General features: G+C 63.9%; 13 protein-coding genes. 1 reads left to right on the forward strand and 12 read right to left on the reverse strand.

Annotated elements, in window-relative coordinates; translation table 11 throughout:
* Positions 1-28 precede the first annotated feature (28 nt).
* From nuoI to efp, 12 genes are all read right to left on the reverse strand, one after another.
* Positions 29-514, reverse strand: a complete 486-nt coding sequence (gene nuoI / locus ACT53M_RS02570) for an NADH-quinone oxidoreductase subunit NuoI (RefSeq protein WP_476227617.1) — start codon at positions 512-514, stop codon at positions 29-31.
* Complete coding sequence (gene nuoH, locus ACT53M_RS02575; RefSeq protein WP_476231270.1) at positions 511-1560, reverse strand: NADH-quinone oxidoreductase subunit NuoH; 1050 nt, start codon at positions 1558-1560, stop codon at positions 511-513. The genes nuoI and nuoH overlap by 4 nt, the downstream gene beginning before the upstream one ends.
* Positions 1557-3575, reverse strand: a complete 2019-nt coding sequence (gene nuoG, locus ACT53M_RS02580) for an NADH-quinone oxidoreductase subunit NuoG (protein WP_476231271.1) — start codon at positions 3573-3575, stop codon at positions 1557-1559. Before nuoG ends, nuoH begins: the two co-directional genes overlap by 4 nt.
* Positions 3575-4879 (reverse strand): NADH-quinone oxidoreductase subunit NuoF, encoded by a 1305-nt coding sequence (nuoF, locus tag ACT53M_RS02585; RefSeq protein WP_476231273.1) that lies wholly within the window; start codon positions 4877-4879, stop codon positions 3575-3577. Before nuoF ends, nuoG begins: the two co-directional genes overlap by 1 nt.
* 1 nt (position 4880) lies before the next feature.
* A complete protein-coding gene (locus ACT53M_RS02590) occupies positions 4881-5048 on the reverse strand; it encodes a hypothetical protein (RefSeq protein ID WP_157105594.1) in 168 nt (55 codons plus the stop codon).
* Positions 5048-5716 carry a complex I 24 kDa subunit family protein gene (locus tag ACT53M_RS02595; protein ID WP_476227612.1) on the reverse strand — a complete coding sequence of 223 codons (669 nt, stop codon included), beginning with the start codon at positions 5714-5716 and terminating at the stop codon, positions 5048-5050. The genes ACT53M_RS02590 and ACT53M_RS02595 overlap by 1 nt, the downstream gene beginning before the upstream one ends.
* Positions 5716-6945, reverse strand: coding sequence for an NADH-quinone oxidoreductase subunit D (locus ACT53M_RS02600; RefSeq protein ID WP_476227611.1), 1230 nt, complete (start codon positions 6943-6945; stop codon positions 5716-5718). Before ACT53M_RS02600 ends, ACT53M_RS02595 begins: the two co-directional genes overlap by 1 nt.
* Positions 6942-7712 (reverse strand): NADH-quinone oxidoreductase subunit C, encoded by a 771-nt coding sequence (locus ACT53M_RS02605; RefSeq protein ID WP_476231274.1) that lies wholly within the window; start codon positions 7710-7712, stop codon positions 6942-6944. Before ACT53M_RS02605 ends, ACT53M_RS02600 begins: the two co-directional genes overlap by 4 nt.
* Complete coding sequence (locus ACT53M_RS02610) at positions 7709-8248, reverse strand: NuoB/complex I 20 kDa subunit family protein (RefSeq protein WP_476227608.1); 540 nt, start codon at positions 8246-8248, stop codon at positions 7709-7711. The genes ACT53M_RS02605 and ACT53M_RS02610 overlap by 4 nt, the downstream gene beginning before the upstream one ends.
* Entirely contained in the window at positions 8239-8613 is a 375-nt protein-coding gene (locus ACT53M_RS02615) for an NADH-quinone oxidoreductase subunit A (protein WP_476231580.1), read from the reverse strand. The genes ACT53M_RS02610 and ACT53M_RS02615 overlap by 10 nt, the downstream gene beginning before the upstream one ends.
* Before the next feature lie 291 nt (positions 8614-8904).
* Positions 8905-9720, reverse strand: coding sequence for an inositol monophosphatase family protein (locus ACT53M_RS02620; protein WP_476227605.1), 816 nt, complete (start codon positions 9718-9720; stop codon positions 8905-8907).
* Positions 9721-9840: 120 nt separating this feature from the next.
* The gene (gene efp, locus ACT53M_RS02625) at positions 9841-10404 is read right to left on the reverse strand and encodes an elongation factor P (protein WP_125977018.1); all 564 of its coding nucleotides are present in this window, start codon (positions 10402-10404) and stop codon (positions 9841-9843) included.
* 161 nt (positions 10405-10565) lie between these two features.
* Here efp and ACT53M_RS02630 point away from each other — a divergent pair, with 161 nt between their 5' ends.
* Positions 10566-11636, forward strand: coding sequence for a potassium channel family protein (locus ACT53M_RS02630; protein WP_476231276.1), 1071 nt, complete (start codon positions 10566-10568; stop codon positions 11634-11636).
* Positions 11637-11690: the final 54 nt, after the last annotated feature.

The raw sequence follows: 11690 nt of genomic DNA on the forward strand, positions 1-11690 counted from the left end.
CGGATGGCCCCTTTGAATGGTGCGGCGCTTAACGGTACGGCGCGTCGGCGGCAAGGTTCGCCGCAATCGCGCGTTCCCAGCGATCGCCGTTCGCGAGCAGCTTATCCTTTTGATAAATCAGCTCTTCACGCGTTTCGGTGGAAAATTCGAAATTCGGCCCCTCGACGATCGCATCGACCGGGCACGCTTCCTGGCACAGGCCGCAATAGATGCACTTGGTCATGTCGATGTCATAGCGCGTCGTGCGGCGGCTGCCGTCGTCGCGCGGCTCTGCCTCGATGGTGATCGCCAGCGCCGGGCACACCGCCTCGCACAGCTTGCACGCGATGCAGCGCTCTTCGCCATTGGGATAGCGGCGCAGCGCGTGCTCGCCCCGGAAACGCGGCGACACCGGGTTCTTCTCGTACGGATAGTTGATCGTCGCCTTGGGCTTGAAGAAATACTTCAAGGTCAGGGCATGCGCCTTCACGAACTCCCAGAGAGTCCAGGTGCGGACGAAACTTGCGACGCTCATGCGGGCACTCCAACCCGGGTCAGCATGAGATACCCGGAAACGAGGAATACGAAGAGAAGCGACAGCGGCAGAAAGATCTTCCAGCCCAGGCGCATCAGCTGGTCATAGCGATAGCGCGGTACGGTGGCCTTCACCCAGCTGAAGCAGAAGAAGAAGAACAGCATCTTCGCGAAGAGCCAGATGATGCCCGGCACTATGTAGAGCGGCGCCCAGTCGAACGGAGGCAGATAGCCGCCCCAGAACAGCGTGGCGTTCAGCGCGCACATCAGGATGACGTTCGCATATTCGCCGAGCCAGTACAGCGCGAAGGCCATCGACGAATATTCGGTCTGATAGCCCGCAACCAGCTCCGATTCCGCTTCGGTCAGGTCGAACGGCGCGCGCTGCGTCTCAGCGAGCGACGAGATGAAGAACACGATCGCCATCGGGAAGAGCAGCGGGTTGACGAAATTGCCGTTGACGAAGCCGTAATAGCCCTTCTGCGCCTCGACGATGGTGCCGAGGTTGAAGCTGCCGGCCCAGAGCACGACCGAGATCAGCACGAAGCCAATCGAGACTTCGTAGCTCACCATCTGTGCTGCGGCGCGGATCGCCGAGTAGAACGGGTATTTCGAGTTCGAAGACCAGCCGGCGAGGATGATGCCATACACGCCCAGCGACGAGGCCGCGAGCACATAGAGCAGGCCGACATTGATGTTCGACAGCGCGACGCCCGCCTGGAACGGCACCACCGCCCACACGATCAGCGCAACCGTGAAGGTGATGATCGGCGCGAGCAGGAACAGGCCCTTGTTCGCGCCCGACGGCACGATGGTTTCCTGCAGCGCGACCTTCAGACCATCGGCGAACGACTGGAGCAGGCCGAGCGGACCGACGACGTTCGGGCCGCGACGCAGCGCCATCGCCGCCCAGATCTTGCGATCGGCATAGATGACCATGGCGACGGCCAGCATCACCGGCAGCGCGATGACGAGGATGTCGATCAGCGTGGCGATAAACCAGGCCGCCTCGAACGGCAGGCCGAGATAGGTGAACCAGGAGGTCATTCTGCGGCCTCTGCGAAATCTTCGCCATGGAGCAGTTCGGCCGAGCAGCGCTGCATCGTCGGCGACGCACGGCAGATGGCGTTGGTGAGATAGAAGTCGGCGATCGGATAGGTCACCGGGCCGGACGCCTGCGACGGCAACGACGGCGGGCTCCACGCGAACTCCGCCAGACCTTCCTGGCCAAGCGCCGGAACCTCGCTCGCCATGGCGGCGCGCAGTTCGTCGAAGCTGTCGAACGGCAGCGTGCGGCCGACCTTTTCGGAGAGCGCGCGCAGGATCGTCCAGTCCTCGCGCGCCTCGCCCGGTGCGAACACCGCGCGATCGGCGCGCTGCACGCGGCCTTCCAGGTTCACATAGGTGCCCGGCTTCTCGGCATAGGTGGCGCCCGGCAGGATCACATCGGCATGATGCGCGCCCTGGTCGCCATGATGGCCGATATAGACCTTGAAGCTGCCGGCGAACTTCGAGAAGTCCACCTCGTCGGCACCCAGGAAGAAGGCGAGCTTCGGCGCGGCCGCGACGATGTCGGCAATGCCGCCCTTCTGCGCATAGCCGAGCATCAGACCGGCCATCCGCGCCGCCGCGGTGTGGACGACGTTGAAGCCGTTCCATGCCGCCTCGGTTTCGGTCGCGGCGCGCTGGAACGCACCGGCGATCGCGAGCGCAGCGCCATGGCCGTTCTTGAGCGCACCCGGGCCGAGGATCAGCGCCGGCTTCTTGGCATTGTCGATCGCCTGGGCGAGATTTTCCGGCAAGCTGTTGAGCAGCCCGAGATCGTCGCCCAGCCATTCGACCTTGTAGGTCAGGTCGACTTCCGGCCCGATCGCGAACACCTTGGCGCCGCGCCTGATCGCCTTGCGCACGCGGGTGTTCACCAGCGGCGCTTCCCAGCGCAGGTTGGTGCCGACCAGCAGGATCGCATCGGCCTCTTCGATCGCCGCGATGGTGGTGTTGAATGCAACCGCCGACAGGCTCGACGTGTCATAGGCCATGCCGGTCTGGCGGCCTTCGAGCAGGTCCGAACCGAACGCCTTCACCAGCGCCTTGGCGGCATACATGGTCTCGGCATCGAGCAGGTCGCCGGCGATCGCCGCGACGCTGGAGCCGGCAGTCGCCGCCACGCCCGCGATCGCGTCGAACGCTTCTTCCCAGCTCGCCGGGACCAGCTTGCCGTCCTTGCGGACGAACGGACGGTCGAGACGGCGGCGGACCAGCGCGTCGACATGGTAGCGGGTCTTGTCGTGCGCCCACTCCTCGTTCACGTCCTCGTTGATGCGCGGCAGCACGCGCATCACCTGACGGCCGCGGCTGTCGAGGCGGATGTTGGTGCCGACCGCGTCCATCACGTCGATCGACAGGTTACGCTTCAGCTCCCAGGGGCGATATTCGAACGCGACCGGCTTGTGGGTCAGTGCGCCGACCGGGCACAAATCCGCGACATTGCCCGACAGCTCGCTCTTGAACGCCTTCTCCAGATAGGTCGTGATCTGCATGTTCTCGCCGCGATAGATCGCGCCGATGTCTTCCACGCCAGCCACTTCCTCGCCGAAGCGAACGCAGCGGGTGCACTGGATGCAGCGGGTCATCACCGTCTTGATGATGGGGCCCATATATTTCTCGGTGACCGCGCGCTTGTTTTCCTCATAGCGCGAGCTGCCGCGGCCATAGGCGACCGACTGGTCCTGCAGGTCGCACTCGCCGCCCTGATCGCAGATCGGGCAATCGAGCGGGTGGTTGATCAGCAGGAATTCCATCACGCCTTCGCGCGCGGCCTTCACCATCGGGCTGTCGGTGCGGATTTCCTGATTGTCGGCGGCCGGCAGCGCGCACGAAGCCTGGGGCTTGGGCGGTCCGGGCTTCACCTCGACCAGGCACATGCGGCAATTGCCGGCGATGCTCAGCCGTTCATGATAGCAGAAACGCGGAATCTCCTTGCCCGCAGCCTCGCAGGCCTGGAGCACGGTGGCGCCCTGCGGCACCTCGACTTCGATTCCGTCAACCTTGAGCTTGGGCATTACTCTGCCGCCTCTTGCATGGTTTCGATGCCGCCCGACTTGCGCGCGTGGATGCGGCGCTCGATCTCGGGGCGGAAATGGCGGATCAGGCCCTGGATCGGCCAGGCGGCCGCGTCGCCCAGGGCGCAGATGGTGTGGCCTTCGACCTGCTTGGTCACCTGCTGCAGCGTGTCGATCTCGCTGATGTCGGCGTCGCCGGTGCGCAGCCGCTCCATGACGCGCCACATCCAGCCGGTGCCCTCGCGACAGGGCGTGCACTGACCGCAGCTCTCGTGCTTGTAGAAGTAGGAGAGCCGGCTGATCGCGCGGACGATGTCGGTCGACTTGTCCATCACGATCACGGCCGCGGTGCCGAGGCCCGAGCCGAGCGCGCGAAGGCCGTCGAAGTCCATCGGCGCATCCATGATCTGCGCCGCCGGCACTACCGGCACCGACGAACCGCCCGGGATCACCGCGAGCAGATTGTCCCAGCCGCCCCGAATGCCGCCGCAATGCTTTTCGATCAGCTCGCGGAACGGGATCGACATGGCCTCTTCGACCACGCACGGCTTGTTCACATGGCCAGAGATCTGGAAGAGCTTGGTGCCCTTGTTGTTCTCGTTGCCGAAACTGGCGAACCATTCCGGCCCGCGCCGCAGGATCGTCGGCGCAACCGCGATCGACTCGACGTTGTTGACCGTGGTCGGGCAGCCATAGAGGCCCGCACCTGCCGGAAACGGCGGCTTCAGGCGCGGCTGGCCCTTCTTGCCTTCCAGGCTCTCGATCATCGCGGTTTCTTCGCCGCAGATATAGGCGCCGGCGCCGCGATGGACGAAGACGTCGAAGTCATAGCCCGAACCGCAGGCATTCTTGCCCAGCAGCCCGGCGGCATATGCCTCGGCAACCGCAGCGAACAGCGTCTCGGCCTCGCGGATATATTCGCCGCGAATGTAGATATAGGCCGCACGCGCGCGCATCGCGAAGCCCGCGACCAGCGCGCCTTCGATCAGCAGGTGCGGATCGTGGCGAATGATCTCGCGGTCCTTGCACGAGCCGGGCTCGGACTCGTCGGCGTTGATGACGAGGAAGCTCGGACGCTCGGGTGTCGGGTTCTTCGGCATGAAGCTCCACTTCATGCCCGTCGGGAAGCCGGCGCCGCCACGGCCGCGCAGGCCGGAGGCCTTGATGCGGTCGATGATGGTGTCCTGGCCCAGTTCCAGCAGCGCCTTGGTATTGTCCCACGCGCCGCGCGCACGGGCGGCGTCGAGGTGCCACGACTGATAGCCGTAGAGATTGGTGAAGATGCGGTCCTTGTCCTGAAGCACCTTAGCGTCCCTTCCCGACCAGCTTCTGCACGAACAGATAGAAGACTACGGCCAGACCGATCAGGACGACCGTCCCGATCAAGTTAAATGCGAGCTTGAGCACCCAGCCGAGCACGACGATGCCGCCGATGATGGCCAGGATGGTGACGATCAGGCTGTTGCCCCGCATCACCATTCGCTCCGATAATCATGATTCTCGCCCACCATCGCGGTCAGCGTGGTCGGCCCGCCCAGCGGCTCGACGGTGTGACGGCCCGGCTCCTGCGTACCCGTCTTCGGGGTCTCGCCCTTGGCCAGCGCGTCGAGGATGCCAAGCGTGCGATCGTAGTCGAGATCCTCGTAATTGTCGTCGTTGATCTGCACCATCGGCGCCGACGCGCAATTACCCATGCACTCGACCTCGGTGAGCGTGAACAGCCCGTCCTCGGTGGTGTGGCCCTTCTTCAGCCCGCGCGACTTGCACGCGGCCATCACGTCGTCCGACCCGCGCAGCATGCACGGCGTCGTGCCGCAGACCTGCACATGGTAGCGGCCGACCGGCGCCAGATTGAACATGGTGTAGAAGGTCGCGACCTCGAACACGCGGATATAGGGCATGTCCAGTTCGCGGGCGACGAACTCGATCACCGGAACCGGAAGCCAGCCCTGCGTGTTCGTTTCCGCGCCGACCTGGCGCTGCGCCAGATCGAGAAACGGAATGGTGCACGACATCTGCCGACCCGCCGGATAGCGGGCCATGATTTCCTTGGCCTTCTCGGCGTTGGCCGGCGTCCAGGCAAAATTGCCCCAGCGCGCGCGGACTTCCGCTTCATCGGGGAGTTGGGGTGCGTCAGCCATCAGCGGTCACATTCACCAAAAACGATGTCCATGGCGCCCAGAATGGCGGTGATGTCCGCCAGCATGTGCCCCTTGGACATGAAATCCATCGCCTGCAGGTGGCTGAACGCGGTCGGCCGCACCTTGCAGCGATAGGGTTTGTTGGTGCCGTCCGACACCAGATAGACGCCGAATTCGCCCTTGGGGCTTTCGGTCGCGACATACACTTCGCCCGCCGGCACGTGATAGCCTTCGGTGAAGAGCTTGAAGTGATGGATCAGCGCTTCCATCGACTGCTTCATCTCGCCGCGCTTCGGCGCACCGACCTTGCGGTCGAGCGTCAGGACCGGGCCTTCCGGCATTTCCTGAATGCACTGCTTGATGATGCGGGCCGACTGATAGACTTCCTCGACGCGGACCATGAAGCGATCATAGCAATCGCCCTTGGTGCCAACGGGGATTTCGAAGTCCATGCGGTCGTACACGTCGTACGGCTGCGCGCGGCGGATGTCCCACGGAATGCCGGCGGCGCGGATCATCGGGCCGGAGAAGCCCCATTTGATCGCGTCGTCGCGGTTGACGATCGCGATGTCGACATTGCGCTGCTTGAAGATGCGGTTCTCGGCGACCAGGCTGATCGCGTCGCCGAACAGCCGCGGCAGGCGCGTATCGAGCCATTCCGCAATGTCGTTCAGCAGCTTGACCGGCACGTCCTGCCGAACCCCGCCGACGCGGTAATAGTTCGAGTGCATGCGCGCACCCGACGCCCGTTCGAAGAAGTTCAGGCAGTCTTCGCGGATTTCGAACATCCACAGGTTCGGCGTCATCGCGCCGACGTCCATCACGTGCGAACCCAGGTTCAGCATGTGGTTGCAGATGCGGGTCAGCTCCGCAAACAGCACGCGCAGATACTGGCCACGCAGCGGCACCTCGAGATCGAGCAGCTTCTCGACCGCAAGCACATAGCTGTGCTCCATCGCCAGCGGCGAGCAATAGTCGAAGCGATCGAAATAGGGCAGCGCCTGGGTGTAGGTCTTGTACTCGATCAGCTTTTCGGTGCCGCGGTGGAGCAGGCCCACATGCGGATCGATGCGCTCGATGATCTCGCCGTCCAGTTCGGTGACGAGACGGAGCACGCCGTGCGCCGCAGGATGCTGCGGGCCGAAGTTGATCGTGTAGTTCGCGATCTGGGTCTCACCCGTCACCGGGTCGACGCCGTGATCGATGATCTGTTCGACGGTATCGGTCATTGGTTCTGCCCCTCACCCTTGGTGGGGATCACGTCCGAGTCCTTGGGCTTTTCGCCAGGCTGGTTGCCCGGGTGCGACTGGCCGGCGCCGGTTTGGGCCGGGCTGTCGGTGGTCTTTGACTGGACAGCCTGTGGCGGCGCGGGCGGCGCAGCGGGCGCCTTTTCGTCGCCCGGCAGCACGTATTTCGCGCCTTCCCACGGGCTCATGAAGTCGAAGTTGCGGAAGTCCTGCGCCAGGCTGACCGGCTCATAGACGACGCGCTTCGATTCCTCCGAGTAACGCAGCTCGACATAACCCGTCATCGGGAAGTCCTTGCGCAGCGGATGCCCCTGGAAACCATAATCGGTCAGGATGCGGCGCAAGTCGGTATTGCCCTCGAACAGCACGCCGTACATGTCGTACGTCTCGCGCTCGAGCCAGCCGGCGACCGGCCAGATGCCCGTCACGCTCGGCACCGGCTTTTCCTCGTCGGTGGTCACACGAACGCGAATCCGGTGGTTCCGCGTGAACGACAGCAGCTGGTAGATCACGTCGAACCGCTCCGCGCGCTGCGGATAGTCGACGCCGGCGATTTCGCTGAGCTGCTGATATTCCAGGCCCGGCGTATCGCGCAGCGCGATCATCGCCTCGACCAGCTTCTCGCGCACCACGGTGAGCGACACTTCGCCCACAGCGTCCTTAGCCTCGACAAGCATGTCGCCCAGCGCGGCCCGCGCAGCATCGATCACGCCGTCATTGGCGGCATATTTCGGAGCAGGCGCCCTCACCGTTCGAAACTCCCGATACGGCGAATCTTCCGCTGAAGCTGCATCACGCCATAGAGCAGCGCCTCTGCAGTCGGAGGGCAGCCGGGAACATAGATGTCCACGGGCACAATCCGGTCGCAACCGCGCACAACGCTGTAGCTATAGTGGTAATAGCCGCCGCCATTGGCGCAGCTGCCCATCGAAATCACGTATTTCGGTTCCGACATCTGGTCATAGACCCGGCGCAGGGCCGGGGCCATCTTGTTGCACAGCGTGCCCGCGACGATCATCACGTCCGACTGACGCGGCGACGCGCGCGGGGCGGCGCCGAACCGCTCCATGTCGTAGCGCGGCATGTTCACGTGGATCATCTCCACCGCGCAGCACGCCAGACCGAAGGTCATCCACCAGAGCGAGCCGGTGCGGGCCCACTGGAACAGTTCCTCGGTGGAGGTGACGAGAAAGCCCTTGTCGGCGATCTCGGCATTGATGTCGTTCAGGAAGCCGACGTCCGGGAGCGTTCCCGGCGGGGGCGGCGCCGAAAGCTCTACTCCCATTCCAGGGCTCCCTTCTTCCAGGCATAGATTAGGCCAAGCGCAAGCTCGGCGACAAAGATCATCATCGAAATCCAGGCGGTCCAGCCGAGCTTGAACACGCTCACCGCCCATGGATACAGGAAGGCAGCTTCCAGATCGAACACGATGAACAGGATCGCGACGAGGTAGAAGCGCACGTCGAACTGGCTGCGCGAATCCTCGAACGCGGGGAAGCCGCACTCATATTCGGTGAGCTTTTCCGGCGTCGGCTGGTTCGTGCCAGTCAGGCGCGAAATCAGCATGGGCAGGAACACGAAGGCGCTGGAGAGCACCAGGGCGACCCCGAGGAACAGCAGGATCGGCAGATATTGTGACAGGTCGACCAATGGCCTTCTCTTCTCGCGAATGCGGAATCTTGCGGCGGCTTCTAGGACGGTGCCACCGGTGCGGCAAGAGCCGGAACCAGTGAGAATCACTCGCAATAATTTGCCGCCCGCACGCTTCCTGAATAGCGAATGGATCGCCGGAAAGGTTGCATCGACCAATCCGGACTTTGGGACAGGATTTACCGGGACTTAGCGCGCACGCGCGACGTGCCCGGGCAAGCAAGCGGACATTTTCCATCGAGCCGAAAAGCCTGTGGAAAATCCCCGTCTGCCATGCGCGACAACGCCGGATCAGCGCAGCGCGTTCGCCACCAGCTTGTGCAGCTTCGAATGCAGCCCGTCATTGGCGGCAAGGAACTGGTTCCGCTGCATCGCCATGTCCTGACCGCGATAGTCGGTGACGAAGCCGCCGGCTTCCTTGACCAGCAGCATGCCCGCCGCCACGTCCCAGGGCTTCAGGTCCGATTCCCAATAACCGTCGAAGCGACCAGCCGCGACCCAGGCGAGGTCGAGCGCCGCAGAACCCAGCCGGCGAATCCCCGCCACTTCCGGCGCCACCGCACCGAAGATTCGGCTCCACTCGGCAAAATTGCCATGACCCATGAAGGGAATGCCCGTCGCGATCAGCGCTTCGGTCAGGTCGCGGCGTGAGGATACGCGCAGCCGCTGGTCCTGCAACCAGGCGCCACGGCCCTTTTCGGCCCAGAAGCTTTCATCCGTCAGCGGCTGATAAACCAGGCCATGGGTGATTTCCGGCTTGCCCTGCGAACCGTTCGGATCCTCGACCGCGATCGCGATCGAGAAATGCGGGATGCCGTGGAGGAAGTTGGTGGTGCCATCCAGCGGATCGACGATGAACCGGGGCTTGTCAGGGTCGCCCGGCAGTTCGCCGCCCTCTTCAGCCAGAATGCGCCAGTCGGGACGCGCCTTGCGCAGTTCCTCGATCAGCGTCTGCTCGGCGCGCTTGTCGGCCATACTCACGAAATCGGCCGGCCCCTTCCGGCTGACCTGCAGGTGCTGGACCTCGTTGAAGTCGCGACGCAGGCGGGGAGCCGCCTTGCGCGCGGCGCGGTCCATGACGGTGAGAAGGCCGGAATGCGCTACCATATCAATCTCTCTCCCTGCCGCACACGCGGAGGACTGGGGAAGGCCTGACCCGAAAACGGGAAAAGGGGACGCAGGCCTGCCGTCCCCTTCCCTTCGATAGGTTCGGCCGAAGCCGACAGATCAGTCCGCGCGGCGAACGTAGGTCTGCTCGTATACGTCAACGACGATGCGCGTGCCCGATGCGATGTGCGGCGGCACCATGATGCGCACGCCATTGTCGAGCACGGCCGGCTTGTACGAAGACGAGGCCGTCTGCCCCTTCACCACCGCGTCAGCCTCGACGATCGTCGCTTCGATCGTGTCGGGCAGCTGCACGCTGATCGGCTCTTCGTCATAGAGCTCCATCAGAACGTCCATGCCGTCCTGCAGGAAGGCCGCGGCATCGCCTAACAGGTCGCGCGGCAGCGTCGTCTGGTCATAGGTTTCCTTGTCCATGAAGACGAGCATGTCGCCTTCCGGATACAGGAACTGGAAATCCTTGGTGTCGAGGCGCACGCGCTCCACGGTTTCGGCCGAGCGGAAGCGGACATTGTTCTTGCGGCCGTCGCGCAGGTTCTTGAGTTCGACCTGCATATAGGCACCGCCCTTGCCGGGCTGGGTGTGCTGGATCTTGACGGCGCGCCAGATGCCGCCCTCATATTCGATGATGTTGCCGGGACGGATGTCCACGCCGCTGATCTTCATGGATCGTGCCTGTCGTTGAGAAAGAGCTGAGCGCGGCCCTTTAGCTCCCGCTGCGCTTTGCCGCAAGCGGGCGCAGCCGTAACAATTTTCGTGCGTCTGCGGTCGCTACGAATGGACAGATGCGCGTGCCTCTGTCGTAATAGATGGCGATGCGGCGGATATTGGCAGATGCAGAAAGCGTACTCGGCTCGCCGACGCGCAATCTCGTCTCCATTCTGGTCTTCGTGCTGGTCGTCGCAGTGCTTTCGACGATCGGCTATATGGCCGCAGGGTGGAGCTTCGCCGACGCCAGCTACATGGTGGTGCTGACGCTCTACACGGTCGGTTATGGCGAGGTCCGGCCGATCGACACGCCTTATCTCCACGCGCTGACCATGGCGACGATGGTGCTGGGCTGTACCGGCATGATCCTGCTCACCAGCGCGCTCGTTCAGTTCTTCACCGTCCTGCAATTGCGTAGCATTTTCGGAGCCTCCCGTATGCAAAACCGGATCGACCGGCTTTCGGACCATGTCGTCATCTGCGGCTATGGCCGGATTGGCATGATGCTGGCCCAGGAGCTGACGCGGGCGGGCATGCCGCTCGTCATCATCGAGCGTGGCCTGGAAAAGCGCGCCGAGGCCGAGACGGCAGAGCATTGCACGCTGGGCGGTGATGCCACCGAGGAAGAGGTACTGATCGCCGCCGGTATCCAGCGCGCGCGGGCGCTTGCCACCGTGCTGCCGGACGATGCCGCCAATGTCTTCATCACGCTGAGCGCCCGCAACCTCAACCCGCGACTGGAAATCATCGCACGTGGCGAAGCGACGACCACCGAACGCAAGCTGATCCACGCCGGCGCCGACCGGGTGATCTTCCCCACCCATATCGGCGCCGAGACGATGGCGCGGATGATCCTCTATCCCCACAGCCAGGAAGTGCGCGGCGATGCGCAGCTCGGCCGGTTGCGGACAGAATTGGAGGCGCTTGGGCTGGAGATCGAGCGGATCGAGGCTACTCCCAATGCCGCGCTCTGCGGCTTGACTGTTGACGAGGCGGAGCGGCGTGCGAGCAACGGCCTGTTCATCGTCCAGATCGACCGGGCCGACGGCCATGTCCTGCCGCGCCCGGCCCGCGACGAGCGGGTCGAAGCCGGTGACAGCGTGCTGGTCGTAATGCGCGATGCCGCAGCCACTGCGCGCGCACTGTTTACCACGCGGCGCCAGATCCGAGCGGGCCGGAACGTCTTCTGATCCGCACACTGCTGCTGCACCGCAAAATTTTTCGCCCGGACCGGCCATTTTCGG

This window comes from Sphingomonas sp. DMC6 (assembly GCF_056314225.1).